This is a genomic window from Mycobacterium sp. (genome assembly GCF_032159765.1).
GTDB lineage: Bacteria > Actinomycetota > Actinomycetes > Mycobacteriales > Mycobacteriaceae > Mycobacterium.
In genome coordinates this window covers 70428-85795 of record NZ_JAVHWM010000165.1, presented here as the reverse complement: position 1 = coordinate 85795, position 15368 = coordinate 70428, and the positions used below count along the sequence as shown (strand labels likewise).

General features: G+C 66.7%; 15 protein-coding genes. 5 read left to right on the top strand and 10 right to left on the bottom strand.

The annotated features are described in order from the left end of the window. Positions 1-3: 3 nt before the first annotated feature. The 5 genes from priA to hisD are packed head-to-tail and all read right to left on the bottom strand — an operon-like array spanning position 4 to position 4430. Complete coding sequence (gene priA, locus QOH60_RS19850) at positions 4-741, bottom strand: bifunctional 1-(5-phosphoribosyl)-5-((5-phosphoribosylamino)methylideneamino)imidazole-4-carboxamide isomerase/phosphoribosylanthranilate isomerase PriA (RefSeq protein WP_526423540.1); 738 nt, start codon at positions 739-741, stop codon at positions 4-6. Continuing rightward, entirely contained in the window at positions 738-1358 is a 621-nt protein-coding gene (hisH, locus tag QOH60_RS19845; protein ID WP_526423538.1) for an imidazole glycerol phosphate synthase subunit HisH, read from the bottom strand. Before hisH ends, priA begins: the two co-directional genes overlap by 4 nt. After that, on the bottom strand, positions 1355-1969 hold the full coding sequence (gene hisB / locus QOH60_RS19840) for an imidazoleglycerol-phosphate dehydratase HisB (RefSeq protein WP_526423536.1): 615 nt from the start codon (positions 1967-1969) through the stop codon (positions 1355-1357). Before hisB ends, hisH begins: the two co-directional genes overlap by 4 nt. Next, the gene (locus QOH60_RS19835) at positions 1966-3099 is read right to left on the bottom strand and encodes a histidinol-phosphate transaminase (protein WP_526423534.1); all 1134 of its coding nucleotides are present in this window, start codon (positions 3097-3099) and stop codon (positions 1966-1968) included. The genes hisB and QOH60_RS19835 overlap by 4 nt, the downstream gene beginning before the upstream one ends. After that, positions 3096-4430, bottom strand: a complete 1335-nt coding sequence (gene hisD, locus QOH60_RS19830) for a histidinol dehydrogenase (protein ID WP_526423531.1) — start codon at positions 4428-4430, stop codon at positions 3096-3098. The genes QOH60_RS19835 and hisD overlap by 4 nt, the downstream gene beginning before the upstream one ends. A 78-nt stretch (positions 4431-4508) precedes the next feature. On the opposite strand from hisD, the gene QOH60_RS19825 reads away from it, so the two are divergent. Next, positions 4509-5138, top strand: a complete 630-nt coding sequence (locus QOH60_RS19825; RefSeq protein WP_526423529.1) for a LysE family translocator — start codon at positions 4509-4511, stop codon at positions 5136-5138. Here the strand turns inward: QOH60_RS19825 and QOH60_RS19820 are convergent. Both QOH60_RS19820 and QOH60_RS19815 read right to left on the bottom strand, forming a co-directional pair. Beyond that, positions 5116-5760 carry a maleylpyruvate isomerase family mycothiol-dependent enzyme gene (locus QOH60_RS19820; protein ID WP_526423527.1) on the bottom strand — a complete coding sequence of 215 codons (645 nt, stop codon included), beginning with the start codon at positions 5758-5760 and terminating at the stop codon, positions 5116-5118. The two genes, QOH60_RS19825 and QOH60_RS19820, sit on opposite strands and share 23 nt — an antisense overlap. A gap of 18 nt (positions 5761-5778) precedes the next feature. Continuing rightward, positions 5779-6807, bottom strand: coding sequence for an alcohol dehydrogenase catalytic domain-containing protein (locus QOH60_RS19815; protein ID WP_526423525.1), 1029 nt, complete (start codon positions 6805-6807; stop codon positions 5779-5781). Between the two features lie 41 nt (positions 6808-6848). Between QOH60_RS19815 and QOH60_RS19810 the strand changes: the two genes are divergently transcribed. Continuing rightward, on the top strand, positions 6849-7418 hold the full coding sequence (locus QOH60_RS19810; protein WP_526423523.1) for a TetR/AcrR family transcriptional regulator: 570 nt from the start codon (positions 6849-6851) through the stop codon (positions 7416-7418). 80 nt (positions 7419-7498) lie between these two features. Here the strand turns inward: QOH60_RS19810 and nadC are convergent, their stop codons facing one another. Genes nadC through nadA form a run of 3 tightly spaced genes read right to left on the bottom strand, consistent with a single transcriptional unit; the run spans position 7499 to position 11006 of the window. Next, positions 7499-8356, bottom strand: a complete 858-nt coding sequence (gene nadC, locus QOH60_RS19805; RefSeq protein ID WP_526423520.1) for a carboxylating nicotinate-nucleotide diphosphorylase — start codon at positions 8354-8356, stop codon at positions 7499-7501. Further along, positions 8356-9981 (bottom strand): L-aspartate oxidase, encoded by a 1626-nt coding sequence (locus tag QOH60_RS19800; RefSeq protein ID WP_526423518.1) that lies wholly within the window; start codon positions 9979-9981, stop codon positions 8356-8358. Before QOH60_RS19800 ends, nadC begins: the two co-directional genes overlap by 1 nt. Continuing rightward, positions 9978-11006 carry a quinolinate synthase NadA gene (nadA, locus tag QOH60_RS19795; RefSeq protein ID WP_526423516.1) on the bottom strand — a complete coding sequence of 343 codons (1029 nt, stop codon included), beginning with the start codon at positions 11004-11006 and terminating at the stop codon, positions 9978-9980. The genes QOH60_RS19800 and nadA overlap by 4 nt, the downstream gene beginning before the upstream one ends. Positions 11007-11048: 42 nt before the next feature. Here nadA and QOH60_RS19790 point away from each other — a divergent pair, with 42 nt between their 5' ends. From QOH60_RS19790 to QOH60_RS19780, 3 genes are all read left to right on the top strand, one after another. Next, on the top strand, positions 11049-11741 hold the full coding sequence (locus QOH60_RS19790) for an NrtR DNA-binding winged helix domain-containing protein (protein WP_526423514.1): 693 nt from the start codon (positions 11049-11051) through the stop codon (positions 11739-11741). 102 nt (positions 11742-11843) lie between these two features. Beyond that, positions 11844-13646 (top strand): DUF7937 domain-containing protein, encoded by a 1803-nt coding sequence (locus QOH60_RS19785; RefSeq protein WP_526423512.1) that lies wholly within the window; start codon positions 11844-11846, stop codon positions 13644-13646. Between the two features lie 39 nt (positions 13647-13685). Next, positions 13686-15320: a hypothetical protein gene (locus QOH60_RS19780; protein ID WP_526423510.1), complete on the top strand. Its 1635-nt coding sequence runs from the start codon at positions 13686-13688 to the stop codon at positions 15318-15320. Positions 15321-15368: the final 48 nt, after the last annotated feature.

The following is a 15368-nucleotide window of genomic DNA, read 5'->3' as shown; positions in this document are numbered from 1 at the left end:
CGGCTACCGCCTTACCGCTGCGAGCGCCTGCGGCAGTGTGAATCGCCCCGCGTAAAGCGCTTTTCCGACGATCGCGCCCTCGATTCCGATCTCGGTGAGGGTAGCGATCGCCTGGAGGTCGTCGAGGCTGGAGACTCCGCCCGAGGCAATCAGCGGTGCGGCGGTGCATTCCGCGACACCGGCGAGCAGGTCCAAGTTAGGGCCATTGAGGGTGCCGTCCTTGGTGACGTCGGTGACGACGAAGCGTGAACAACCTTCTCTGTCAAGGCGTTCCAAGACAGTCCAGAGGTCGCCGCCGTCGGTCTCCCAGCCACGGCCGCGTAGGCGGTGCTCGCCGTCGACGATCTGCACATCTAACCCGACCGCTACCTTCTCGCCGTGCTCGGCGATGACCTTCGAGCACCACGTCGGGTTCTCGAGTGCCGCGGTTCCGAGATTGACTCTCGCGCAACCCGTTGCGAGCGCGGCCCGCAACGACTCGTCGTCACGGATACCGCCCGACAGTTCCACACTGACGTCGAGGGTGCCGACGACGTCGGCGAGCAGTTCCCGGTTCGAGCCACGCCCGAACGCCGCGTCGAGGTCCACGAGGTGAATCCACTCGGCGCCGTCGCGCTGCCAGGTCAAGGCGGCGTCAAGTGCCGAGCCGTATTCGCTCTCGCTGCCGGCTTTCCCCTGCACCAGGCGAACCGCGCGGCCCTCGACGACATCGACGGCGGGCAGCAGGATCAGCGGGCTCATAGGCCCCGCACCCAGTTGCTCAGCAAAAAGGCACCGGCGTCGCCGCTCTTCTCCGGGTGGAACTGCGTGGCCGCGAGGGCGCCGTCCTCGACGGCAGCCAGGAACGGGACGTGATGACTCGCCCAGGTCTGCACGGCGTCGCTGTTGCCCTCCCAGCGCTGTGCCGCATACGAATGCACGAAATAGAACCGGGTATCGGCGTCGAGGCCGTCGAACAGCCTGCTGCCGACGCCGGCCTGGACGACATTCCATCCTATGTGCGGGATCACCGGCGCGTCCAAACGGGTTACGGCGCCGGGCCATTGGCCGCAGCCCGCGCTTTCAACACCGAACTCAACCCCACGATCGAACAGGATCTGCATCCCCACGCACACGCCAAGCACCGGACCCCTGGCCTTGAGCCGCTCGGCGATGATCTTCTCGCCGCCGATCGCGCGCAGGCCCGTCATACACGCATCGAACGCCCCGACTCCGGGCACCACCAAACCGTCGGCGGCCGCCGCGGCGCCGGGATCTGCGGTGACGTCCACCGTCGCCCCTGCCCGCTCCAGCGCGCGCTGCGCTGACCGCAGGTTGCCTGATCCGTAGTCAAGCACCACCACGGATTTAGTTGTCACAGCGTGCCTTTCGTGGACGGCACGCCACTGACGCGGGGATCGGCTTCGACCGCTTGGCGCAATGCTCGCGCCACTGCCTTGTACTGGGCCTCGGTGATGTGGTGCGGGTCGCGCCCGTAGAGCGTGCGGACATGCAACGCGATGCGGGCGTTCATCGCCAACGACTCGAAGACGTGCCGGTTGACCACGGTGTGGTAGGGCACGCTGGAACCGGCAATCGTGAAGTGGCGCAGGTGATCCGGTTCACCTGTGTGAACGCAGTACGGACGGCCTGAGACGTCGACGGCGGCGTGCGCGAGGGTCTCGTCCATCGGGATGTACGCGTCGCCGAAGCGGCGGATGCCAATCTTGTCGCCCAGCGCCTGTCCCAGCGCCTGGCCGAGCACGATCGCGGTGTCCTCGATCGTGTGGTGTCCCTCGATCTGTACATCGCCCTTGGCCACAACGGTCAGGTCGAAACTGGCGTGGCTACCGAGCGCGGTGAGCATGTGGTCGTAGTACGGCACACCGGTGTCGATGTTGGTGGTGCCGGTTCCGTCCAAGTCGAGCTCGACGACGATGTCGGACTCTTTGGTAGTGCGCTCGATCCGCGCACGACGGTTCTCGGTCATGATGCTCCTATCCCGGCGAGCTGGGTGGACACCAGGCGTGAACTGGCGGTCAGGAAAGCGTCGTTCTCGTCGGGAAGCCCCACGGTGACACGCAGATATCCGGGGATACCGACGTCGCGAATCAGGATGCCTGCGTCCAGATAGCGCTGCCACGTCGCGGCCGCATCGGCGAATTCACCGAACAACACGAAGTTCGCGTCACTTGGGACGACACGAAAACCCATGACGCTCAGCGCTTCCATCACGCGTTCGCGTTCGGCGATCAGCGCTGCGACGCTGGCCAGCGTCTCGTTGGCGTGCCGCAGCGCGGCGCGCGCGGCGGCCTGTGTGGTCACGGACAGGTGGTAGGGCAGCCGCACCAAGAGCATCGCCTCGATCACCGCGGGCGCCGCGATCAGGTAGCCGAGCCGGCCACCGGCGAACGCGAATGCCTTGCTCATCGTGCGCGTCACGACAAGCTTCGTCGGATATTCGTCGATCAGGCCGATCGCACTTGGCGCCGAGGAGAATTCGCCGTAAGCCTCATCGAGGATGAGGATGCCGGCGCCCATCGCATCGAGTAACCGACGGAGGTCGTGCAGTGTGACACTTTGAGCGGACGGATTGTTGGGGCTTGCCACAAACACCACATCGGGACGGTGCTCGACGATCGCGGCCACCGCCGTTTCGGTGTCAAGGCCGAAGTCCTCCGCACGCCGGGCCTCCAGCCAGCGGGTCTGCGTGCCGTCGGAGATGATCGGATGCATCGAATACGAGGGCACGAAGCCGATCGCGCTGCGGCCTGGTCCGCCGAACGCCTGCAGCAACTGCTGGAGCACCTCGTTGGAACCGTTGGCCGCCCAGAGATTTTCGACCTCGACACCCACGCCGGTCTGGCGGGTGAGGTATGCCGCGAGATCACGGCGCAGCGCCACGGCATCCCTGTCGGGATAGCGGTGGAGGTTCACGGCCGCGTCGCGCACCGACTCCGCGACGTCGTCGACCAATGCCTGGGTGGGCGGATGCGGATTCTCGTTCGTGTTGAGCCGCACCCGCACATCGAGTTGTGGCGCGCCGTACGGCGACTTGCCGCGCAGGTCGTCACGCAAGGGCAGGTCCTCCAGCGTGACCTTCTCTCCGGGAATGCTCATCGCTGCGCCTCGAACCGTCTGCGTACCGCCTCGCCGTGCGCGGGCAGATCCTCTGCCTGCGCGAGCGTGATCACATGACCGGACACGTCTTTCAGCGCGGCTTCGTCGTACTCGACCACGTGGATGCCCCGCAGGAATGTTTGCACCGACAATCCGCTCGAGTGCCGCGCGCACCCCGCCGTCGGAAGCACATGGTTGGACCCCGCGCAGTAGTCGCCGAGGCTCACCGGCGAGTATGCACCCACGAATATCGCACCGGCAGAACGGATTTTCGCGGCCACGACGGCAGCGTCTGCCGTCTGGATCTCCAAGTGTTCTGCAGCGTAGGCGTTCACGGCCCGAACACCCGCGTCGATGTCGTCGACGAGCACGATTGCCGACTGGCGCCCGGTGAGCGCGGCCGTTACCCGCTCCCGATGCTTCGTTGTCTCCAGTTGAACCACAAGCTCTTTCGAGGTCGCGTCCGCGAGCTCCTGACTGGGCGTCACCAGTACGCTGGCGGCCATCTCGTCGTGCTCGGCCTGGCTGATCAGGTCGGCGACGACGTGGGCTGGGTCGGCGGTGTGGTCGGCGAGAATCGCGATCTCCGTCGGCCCCGCCTCGGCGTCGATGCCGACCTGCGAGCGGCAGATCCGCTTGGCGGCAGTGACATAGATGTTGCCCGGCCCGGTGATCATGTCGACGGGTGCCAGCTCGGCTCCGTCAGTGTCCGTGCCTCCGTAGGCCAGCAGCGCGATCCCCTGCGCGCCGCCGACCGCCCACACGTCGTCGACACCGAGCAGCCGGGCGGCGGCCAGGACGGTCGGGTGCGGCAGCCCGCCGAACTGCGCCTGCGGCGGGCTGGCGATCACCAGCGACTCGACGCCCGCGGTCTGGGCGGGCACGACGTTCATCACGACGCTGGACGGATAGACCGCGTTGCCTCCCGGCACATAGAGCCCGACCCGTGCCACCGGGACCCAGCGCTCGGTGACCGTGGCGCCGGGACCGAGCCTGGTCGTGGTGTCGGTGCGGCGCTGGTCGGCGTGCACCGCGCGAGCCCGCTCGATCGCGACCTCGAGCGCCGCGCGCACGTCGGGAGACAGTGCGGCCAGAGCCTCGTCCAGACGCGCCGCCGGCACCCGCACGGTGGCGGGCCGGATCCTGTCGAACGACTCGCCGTACTGCAGCGCCGCCTCGGCCCCGCGCTCGGCGACCGCGTCGACGATGGGCCGCACCTTCGGGACCACTGCGTCGACGTCCACGCCGCCCCGAGGCAGCGCAGCCCGCAACTGCGCCACGCTCAGCGAGCGGTTGCGCAGGTCGATCCGGGTCATCTCGATCGTGGCCATTACGTCGATTGTCCCTGATCGGAGTATCTGAACGAAAATCAATTGAATTGGGCCGCGACTCGTGGGCAGACTCCGGCAATGAGGCCGGAAGTGTGGTGGGCATTCCTCGGGGCGGCGATCGCGATCAGCGTGTCCCCCGGCGCAGGGGCGATTCAGTCGATGGCGACGGGCCTCGCGCACGGCGTACGCCGCGGATACTGGAGCATCGCAGGTCTGGAGATCGGCCTGATGATGCAGCTGGCCGTGGTGGCACTGGGGCTCGGCACGGTGCTCGTGGCCTCTGCGGCGGCGTTCGCGGCGGTGAAGTGGGTGGGTGTGGCCTACCTCGTCTATCTGGCGGTGCGGCAGTGGCGGACCGCGAGCGTTGCGTTGACCGAGCAAATGATCAGACCCGACGGCGGCCGGCTCTCGCTGCTGCTGCGTGGCGTTCTCATCAACGTGACAAATCCAAAGGGGCTGGTGTTCCTGATCGCCGCATTGCCGCCTTTCATCGAGGCGTCGTCGCCACTGCTGCCGCAGTACACCACCATCGGCGCCACGATGGTCGCCGTCGACCTGGTGGTGATGGGCCTCTACGCCGGCATGGCCGCACGGCTTGTGCGGCTTCTACACACCGCCAAGCGGCAGGCGGCGTTCGGCCGCGTCTTTTCCGGCTTCTTCGCGACGGCGGCGGTGGCCCTGTCGCTCATGCGCCGCGCGTCGGCGTAAGGCGCTGGACCAACTCCCGGTGGCCGGGTCCCGCCAGCCGGGACAGCGCGACAGCGCGGCCGGTCAGGACCAACAGGATCGCCTCGATCGGGCCGGTGACGACGATGCCGCAACCGGCCGACCAGTCAGCGTCACTCGCCACAAAACGCATGTCGCTGAACCTACGCTTCGTCCGGAACGGAAACCCCATGGCCCAGACCGTTTCCGCGCCGGCAGCCGCGGCCTCGATCGGCATCTGGCGCTCTAACCCGAGCGGGATCGCGATGTCCTGCCCGTGCACAAGCACGTCGAACAACGCGTTGCGGTAGTTCGTGTATCGCGGCAAACGCCGCGAGCCCGCATACGTCCGCAGCTCGCCGGCGAGGTCGACACCCGACTCGGCGTGCCGGACGGCCATGTCCTGGTTGGCTTTGTTGAAACGTCCGCCCGCACGCGCGGCTGCAATGGCGAAAGCCCACACCGACGGCTGCGCCAGCAATGCGACATGAGCAGCTACGTCGCGAACACGCCATTCGCCACACAGCGATGCGGTGTTCAACTGCTCGTCGGTCAGTGACTTCACGATGTCGGCGAGACCGAGGCGCTCCTGTTCGATTGCGCGCCAAGTTTTTTCACGGTCCATGTGGCTCGTCACCTGATCTCACACGCGGGTGAAGACGGTCTTGGCCGTCATCGAGGGCCACACCTGCGGTGCGTCTTCCCAATCCGCTACGTGTTCGACGACCGGTGCGAGATCGCAACCCGTCGTGAGGACGTCGAGAATCTCGGGAATCACCGCGCGCGCGTTGACTCGGCCCGTCACGAACCGGACACCGCGCGTGTACATCGGCAGCAGCGGCATCTCGACCTTGATCTGGGGGTAGACGCCGGTGTCGGTGCACACGCCGTCGGCCCACGTCGCGCGCAATGTGGCCGCGAGCAGCGCCGGGTCGGCCGAGGTGTGCACCGTCACCGGATAGGGCTCCCAGGATCGGTCCGGTTTTGCGCGGTCGTGCACGACAGCACCCAGTTTCTCGGCGGCGGCAAGCCGGTTCTTGTCGGTGTCGACATAGTCGACGTGGGCGCCGATCGCCGATGCGAACGCAGCGGCATACACACCGATCGACCGCCGACCCACGACGAGAACTCGTCGATCCGAAGGGTCTAGCGCATCAAGCTCGGCGCGGTACGGGCCAATTGCGCGCCATCCGTCGGGAATGTTGTCCGAAAGCGACGCGATGGCAACGGGATCGACGGGCTGCGGTATGGGAATGAGCATCGCGTCGCCGTGCGGCACCGACACCAGATCGGACATAAAGCCGCCGCCGTCAAGCCCAGCGAGCGGGGCCATGCCATACATCGCCATCAATGGATGCGTACCGCAGGAACCCGTCGCACCACGCAGACACTCGCGGCACCGCCCGCAGCTGATCTGAAACGGCACCACCACCCGGTCACCCGCCCGCACCGTCGTCACGGCGTCACCGACGGCCACCACTTCCGCCACCCCCTCGTGGCCCACGGCGTGTCCCGGCGGCATCGGCAACATGCCTTCCGCCACTGCCATGTCGAGATCGCAGCACGCCACGGCAACGGGCCGAACGAGCGCCTGTTCCGGCGACGTGATCGTCGGCTCCGGCGCTTCTCGCCAGGCATATCTTCCGGGCTCGACGAACATCAACTGCCGCATAGGTGTGATTCTTGAATGACCTTTCTAGTATTGTCAAGGGCATGCCCCGCCCCGACCGCAGCCGCGCCGCGCTGATCGAGACCGCCGGTACCCTGTTTCGCCGGCAGGGATACGCCGCGACGGGCCTCAACCAGGTCCTCGACGACGCAGGCGTGAAGGCCGGATCGCTGTACCACCACTTCCCCGGCGGCAAACAGGCGCTCGCCGCCGCCGTGGTCGAGACGGCCGGAGCCGACATCGAACGGATCCTTCGGACAGCGCTCGCACAAGAGGTCCCCGTGTCGGCGGTCGTCGATCAATGGGTGGAGCTTCTCGTTGCCGGTCTCTCGGCAGATTGTCGCGACGGATGCCCTGTTGAGCCGATCGCGACGGAGTCGGTGCACGCGAGCGAGCTGATTCGCGGTGCCGCGGCGCGGGCTTTTGACAGCTGGTGTACGGCGATCACACAGCGACTCTGCAGGGACGGGTGGGGCGACGAACGCGCGAAAGAGGCTGCCCTCGCAGTTGTTTCGGTGATCGAAGGTGCGTTGATGCTGTCACGCACGACCGGAGATGTGGCCGCGCTCAACGCCGCGCGGGCTGCCGTTTCGGCCATCCTCGGCGCCGACTGACGGACGACGAGCGTGCGCAAAGTACGCACAATTGCGGCGTGTCGCGCAGCAGACACGCCCGCTCGCGGAAAACGCCGCGCTTAGAAATCCAAACCGACGTCGAGCACCCGCACGGAGTGGGTGAGCGCGCCAATCGCGAGGTAGTCGACGCCCGTCGCGGCATACTCGTGGGCGTTATCCAGCACCAGGCCGCCGGATGACTCCAGCTTCACAAGCGGGGCGCGTGCGTCGCGGCGTTGCACCGCGATCTGGGTCTGCCAGACCGGAAAGTTGTCCAGCAGGACGAGTTCCACCGGCTCCGCCAGTACCTCGTCGAGTTGGTCGAGCGAGTCCACCTCGACCTCACAGGGTAGGTCGGGCGCGGCGGCCCGGACCGCCCGCAGCGCGGCCACCACGGATCCGGCCGCAGCGACGTGGTTGTCCTTGATCAGTGCGGCGTCGCCCAATCCCATGCGGTGGTTCTGTCCGCCGCCGACGCGAACCGCGTACTTCTGCAGCGCGCGCAGCCCGGGCAGCGTCTTGCGGGTGTCCCGGATTGTCGCGGTTGTGCCGGCAACCGCATCGACCCAAGCGCGGGTCGTCGTGGCGATACCCGACAGGTGACACACGAGGTTCAGCATCGTGCGTTCCGCCGTCAGCACCCCTCTGGTGTCGCCGTGAACGCGCAGAGCTACTGCCCCGGCGTCCAGCCTGTCCCCGTCCGACGCCCTGTCGAGCACCTCGTACCCGCCCATTCCGAGCACCTCGTCCAGCACGAGCAGTGCCACCCCCACTCCCGCGATGACACCGGGCTCCCTGGTGACCACTGCAGCAGTCGTCGTCGCACCGGCCGCCACGGTCGCCTCGGTGGTGACGTCGGGGCCGTACCGGAGGTCCTCATCGAGGGCGCGGCGGATCGCCGAGCGCGCCTCAGCGACCTCGTTTTCGGACAGGTGCATCAACCGCAGGCCCCGGCAGGCACCTGTGCGTCGACGACGACGCGCCCGTCGGATGCGAGGCGGGCAGTCGCGCTGCTGGCCTGTGCCGGATCGGTGTCCGGGTAGTCGTCTCGATGGTGGCAACCGCGAGTCTCGGCGCGCGCAAGTGCCGCGGCGACGACGGCTTGCGCGGTCACCGTCAGGGCAATGTCCTCGGCGTCAGTGTTGGTGAGCGCAGCGCGCGGCGGGGCCGCCTGAAATGCGGCCTCCGCCCCGGTCAGTCCGTCGGCGTCGCGCACGACCGATGCGTGCGCGGACATGATGTGCTGTAAATCGTTGCGGGCCAATGCTGTACGAAGCGGCAGCACCGGGGCCACTGCGTTCACGCGCCCTCTGCTCAGCGCGTGTGCGGCAGCCCTGCGTCCCGCGCGGCCGCCGACGACCAAGCCTTCGAGCAGGCTGTTGGACGCCAGCCGGTTGGCACCGTGCATTCCAGTGCGCGCCACTTCGCCCGCCGCGAACAGACCGGGTAATCCTGTGCCGCCCTCGACGTCGGTGACCACGCCCCCACAGCTGTAATGCGCTCCCGGCACGATGGGGATCAAGTCTTTCGCAGGGTCGATTCCCGCCGCCCGGCACGCGGCGGTGACCGTGGGAAATCTGCGGGCCACATCGGTCACTCCCCGAGCGTCGAGATAGGCACACCGGTCGCCCGATTCGCGCAGCCGGGCGTCGATCGCGGCGGCTACCACGTCACGGGGTGCCAGATCACCCATCGGATGCACACCCGCAGTGATCGAAACACCGCGGGCGTCAAGGAGGCTGGCGCCTTCGCCGCGCAGGGCCTCGGTAATCAGCGGTCTGCGGCCGCCGACGCGCTCGTCGAAAAGCATCGTCGGGTGGAATTGGACGAACTCGACGTCACTCACCGGGACACCGGCCCACAACGCCAACGCGATTCCGTCGCCCGTCGAACCCTCGGGGTTGGTGGTGGCCTGGTACAGCTGGCCCAGACCGCCCGTGGCAAGGATTACCGCGGGGGCGTGCACCACACCGATGCCGTCATCGTTGATGACCTGCACCCCGGTGATGCCGTCGACGTCGCAAAGCAATTGCACGGCAACATGATTGTGCCGGATATCCAGCTTCGCGGCAGCGTGGTTCAGTGCGCGCTGCACTTCGGCGCCGGTGGCGTCACCGCCCGCGTGCACGATCCGCCGCCTGGAATGTCCGCCTTCACGAGTCAAAGCCCACTGGCCTGGGGTGGCCTCGTCGAAACGCGCTCCGGCGGCGACCAATTCGGTCACCGCGCGATACCCGTCGGCAACGATCGACCGCACTGCATCGGGGTCGCAGAGACCCGCCCCTGCCGACAGTGTGTCGTTGACATGAGCCTCGACAGAGTCCTCGGTGCGCGGAAGCACCACCGCGATGCCGCCCTGTGCGTAGAACGTCGCGGTGTTGGCCGCCTTGCTGAGCACCATCACCGTGCGGCCTTGGCGTGCCGCGGCAATCGCAGCAGCGAGACCCCCGACCCCGGTGCCGATCACGACGACGTCGGCACGCTGATGCGTCGATGAGCCGCTTGCGCGAAGAGAAGATACTTCCGATGAGCCGCGCGCGCGAAGAGAAGACAAGCGAGTCATTCCCCACCGCCCGGCTGGCCGATTTCGATCATCCGCTGCACGCTGCGGCGGGCCAGCCGCGCGATTTCCGGATCGACATCCACTTCGTCGACGCCATTGCGCAGGCAGCGCAACAACGCGGCCGGCGTGATCATCTTCATGTACTTGCACGACGCCCGGTCGTTAACCGCGCGGAAGTCGACCCGCGGTGCGGCCTTGCGCAATTGGTGCAGCATCCCGACCTCGGTGGCCACGAGCACCTCCCGGGCGCTGGTGGCGCGGGCCGCCTCGAGCATGCCGCCCGTCGACAGGATCTTCACTCGATCCGCGGGCACCGCGCCCTCTCCGGCGAGATACAGCGCAGAGGTCGCGCAACCGCATTCAGGGTGCACGAAAAGCTCCGCGCCGGGATGGGCGCGGGCCTGGGCGGCGAGCTCGTCGCCGTTGATGCCGGCGTGCACGTGACATTCGCCGGCCCAGACGTGCAAGTTCTTGCGTCCGGTCACGCGCCGGACGTGTGCGCCGAGGAACTGGTCGGGGCAGAACAGCACCTCGCGGTCCTCGGGGATCGATGCAACGACGTCGACGGCATTGGCCGACGTGCAGCAGATGTCGGTGAGCGCTTTGACGGCCGCGGTGGTGTTGACGTAGGACACCACGACAGCGCCGGGATGTTCGGCCTTCCATGCCGCCAGGTCATCGGCGGTGATCGACTCGGCCAGCGAGCAACCCGCACGCTGGTCCGGAATCAGCACGGTCTTGTCAGGGCTGAGGATCTTGGCGGTCTCGGCCATGAAGTGCACGCCGCAGAAGACGATCGTCTGCTCGGGCGCCTCGGCCGCGATTCGCGAGAGGGCCAGCGAGTCCCCGACATGGTCGGCGACATCCTGAATGGCCGGCACCTGGTAGTTGTGGGCGAGAATTGTCGCGTCGCGCTGCTTGGCCAGCCGCCGGACCTCGGCCACCCACTCGGCGTCCGGCTCGACGCCGGTGTATGCGCCCTGCGGCGGGCCCCCAGCCAAGCCCGGTTCAGAAAGGAGCGTCATCGCCGCCTCCTGTGGTCAGGTTTTCGACTTATAATCGAAAACATGCCAAATTCTAGCACCGCGCACGAGGTGCTGGCGGTCGTGTTCCAGGTTCGCCAGCTAGGCACACCGAACCCCGAGCTCAGCGTTCTCTTGTGGGAGCGCGCGATGAATCCGCAGCGTGGCGCCTGGTCCTTGCCGGGTGGACGGCTACGAAACGACGAAGACATGACCAGTTCAATCCGACGTCAGCTGGCCGAGAAGGTCGACCTGCGTGAGATTGCTCACCTCGAACAGCTGGCCGTGTTCTCGGACCCGGCGCGGGTGCCGGGCACTCGGACCATTGCGTCCACCTTCCTCGGCCTCGTGCCCTCCCCGGCCGTACCTGCCCTGCCGCCCGACACCCGGTGGCATCCGGTCAGCGCGCTGCCGCCGATGGCGTTCGACCACGGCCCCATGGTTACCCACGCCCACAGCCGTCTGATCGCCAAGATGTCCTACACCAACATCGGATTTGCCTTGGCACCAAAGGAATTCGCGCTTTCCACGCTCCGCGATATCTACGGTTCGGCGCTCGGCCACCAGGTCGACGCCACTAACCTGCAACGAGTGCTCGCACGACGCAACGTCATCACGCGCACCGGAACGATCGCCCGCAGTGGACGCAGCGGCGGCCGTCCGGCCGCGCTCTACCGCTTCACCGACTCCCAGTACCGCGTCACCGACGAGTTCGCCGCGTTGCGTCCGCCGGGCTGAGTTCTGCCAGGCAGAACCTGCATTGCCGTCCCGGACAGGCAATCCCGAGACCAGATACGGCACCCTTGTGGCACGATGCAGGATCATCCGATGGGGGCACACATGGCAGATGACGGACCGCCAAGCGCCGGGTCTGAGAGCGCCGGCCAGCCGTCCGACGGCGGCGCCGAGACCGATCTTCCTGCCTACCAACAACAGCTTCCGGCCGGGTACCTCCCGCCGTCGCGCTTCGGCGCCGGATACACGCAGCCTTTCGCGGACCCGCAATCGGCGGCGTATTCACAACCCGCCGCGTACGCACAGCCCGCGACGCACGCGCAACCCCCCGCCTATCCGCAGGCAGCTCTGCATCCGCAGGGGTACCAGATGGCGCCGATGGCCGGTACCCTTCCGCCGGGCTACATTCCGGTACCGCAAAGACCTCCGCGCCCAAGCCCGTTCGCATGTGTGCCGCGGTCCGACTGGATTTTCGATTCGGCGGCGATTGTCGGACTGATCCTCGCCCTGATCCTGCCATGGACCGCGGCCGGCCATGGGTACAGCCGACCCGAGGTCATCGCCGGGGTGGTGCTGGCCCTCTGCGCGATCGTCCTGCCCTACCTGAGCCGCACGAATCTCTTCGGGCCGTCCTGGACACCCGGCAAGCTCAGAGTGGCCAAGCTATTGACGGCCGGCCCGCTCGCGCTCTGCGCGGCAACATATTTCGTCGTCGATGCGATCCTCGGTGGAATCCACGTGGGGGTGACCGAGTTCGCTCTGGCCCCCGGAGCGTGGATCGCGACAGCGGCCGCGACACTAGCAGCCCTGCCTCGGCGTTCTGATCTGATCGACACCGCAACACAACGCAGCGCTCAACTCTGGGGGCGGATCCTTTCTGCCGTATGCGTCGCGCTCATCGCGTGCGCCATGCTGGCTGTGCTGCTCGTGCTCCTCAACACCTACCGTTCACTGCTCAACGTGATCTCGTTGCGGGCCATGGTGTTCCTGCCCGTGGTGCAGACACTCCTGTTCGGCGCGTGGGTCGTCGCGGTCTGGCGCGTGGCGAACCGGGCGGCGCGGGGCGATGCCGCACGACGTCTTGCTCTGGGCGCTGCGGGCGCAGGCGCGCTGTTGTGGGCAATCCTCGCGGGGGTCGGCCACTTCACCTTCGGCACCGCCGAGTCGCTGAACCTGCCATTCTGCGGCATCACGCTCACGATGGTTGCGGCACTTGTCGCGCTGTCACCGTCGCTGAATCCGCCAGCCATGCAGCGGGATACGCAGACTTGGCTCGGTGCGGTACGCATTATGTTCGGTCTGGCGCTGGTAGCGGACATCCTCGTCCTTGCGCAGGTGGTAGTCGACGTCACATTGACCGGGTCGCTGAGTGCGGGGGTACTCAGTACCGCAGTGTGCGCGGGAGTTGCTGCGGTGGCGTCAGATTGGGCGCGACAACGCATCGACGTCAATCCGGCATATAGCCGCACAGCTGTTCTCATAGCGGCAGGAATTCAGGGGGCAGCAGGGATAGCCCTGATAGTGATACTGGGCCTCAGCTGGCATTCCTGGGAAGCGGCGACAGGCCCTCTGGTGATCGCGGCTGTTGCGCTGCCTATCGCCGCGGCGGCATTTGTTACGGTCCCGGCATCGATGCGCGCGTTTTTTCCTAAACCTGTTCGCCCACAACCGGTCCCACCGATGCCGCCGATGGGCTGGCCCCCTATTGGGCCCGTGTTCGCCGACCCCGCAACCGTAGCAGCTGACCCGTCGACGCCGCCGCAGGTGCTCTACGCGCTCGCGCAGCAGAACGTCGCGCTGTGGCCCTACCTCGCGGCCAACCCGGCAACGCCGCCGGATCTTGTCCAGCACCTGCGATTGTCCCCCGACCCCGCGGTACAGGCGGCGCTCCGCGTCCGTTATCCATGACCCCAGCACTCCATTCTCGATAAACCCCAAGGAATCTCCGTGAGTTGGCAGCCCCCTCCCGCTACCGGCCCGATGCCGGTGGCGCCGCCCTTGGCCCCCTACCCGGCTGCGGCCGCGGGGTACATGCCGCCGCAACCCGCGGGCCGTCCTCCGATAGTGCGATGGGTGGCAGGGCTTTTGGTGTTTGCGGTCCTCGTCGCCGGCGGCGTTATGCTTCACCGCACCGTACTGGCACGATTCTTCGGTGGGGCGGCATCGCCCGAGGAAGCCGTGAGAGCCGCGATCGAGGCGATCGAAAACAACGATTGGCGCCAACTCGCGCTGATGCTCCCCCCTGACGAGGTCGCCGGGTACGCGGATGTCCAGCAGCAGAGCGAACGAATCATGCGGGCGATTGGCGACGAGGCTGATCTCAACAACCTGTACGGCAACCAGGGAGTGCATGTCAACGTCGAGAACCTCGAGCTGAGCGCCCACGACCAGCAGACCGAGCTCGCCAAGGTCAGCATCGAAAACGCCGACATAGCAGTGTCTTTCGACACCTCGAAAATGCCCGACTGGATGCGCAAGGATTTCGAGAGAGACAGAATGTCGTTCGACAAAGCCACTGTCAAGATCCGCGGAGCCACCGTCGGAAGCACTGTCACGACAAACGGAAAAACCGAGACGCAGCGCGACACGACGGTGCGCGTCGGCGGTCGTACGCAGCCGCCGTTTGTGATGGCCGTCGAAAGAGACGGCAGCTGGTACGTCAGTCCCACCTTCACCGGCCTCCAGTACGCCTCAGAAGAGGCTGGTTACGAAACCTCTCCGCCCAGCGTCGCGCCCGGCTTCGATTCGCCCGCCGCAGCGGCCGACGGACTGCTCAATGCGATTGCTAAAACCTTTCAGACACATGACATCTCCGCGATCGCCGACGCTGTCGGTGGAGTGGAAGGCAGAGCGCTTCAGACGTATCGGAAATTCATCAATTCCCGGCTCTTGAAGTCAGACAGGTCGCAGGTGGAGTCCATTGACACGAGCGGCAGCAAGTTCAGTCTGCTCTCCGTCAACGGCGATACCGCAAGGGTTCGCCTGGACCGAGTCCGCTTGGCGGCCACCACCGATGGGCAGACAGGTGAATTCGACTGGGACGGCAGCTGCCTGCGAGTCACGGGACAAGCTGACAACGGGCAGTACTGTCTCAGCGACACGAAGGCGAAGATATTCAAGCCGCTCGTCGACCGGTTGAACTATGTCGTGGCGGTGCGCGCAGACGGTGGTTGGAAGATCAGCGCCCTGCGCACGGTGTTCAGCTGGTTCTCCGATGTGCTCAGCTGGGTCGGCGATAAGGAGCTCGCCATCATCAAAGCGCTTGTTCACCACGACATGACAGAGTTCACCAAGTCGACCCAGGTGGCCGGCACCGTCAATCTCGACGGCTCGACGAGCGTGTCGATCGAACGAATGGGCCCGTATATCGACGGCGGGTACGCCCTCGTCGACGTTCCCAACCCCAAGGGCAAGGAATTCACGGTCTCCTGCCACAGCAGTGGCGGCAATTGCGACGTGCTCACGACGTTCAGCCCGTCCGGGGAACCCCAGTCTCCGTACGCAGGCGGCAAGCCGGGCACCTATAAGGCCCTGGTGTTCGGGCCGACCGGCGAGGTCGAAGTCGCCGTCGAGACATACTGACGCAGGATTCGTGTGATACAGGTCACAAAGAGGTAAGGGGTCGGCGTG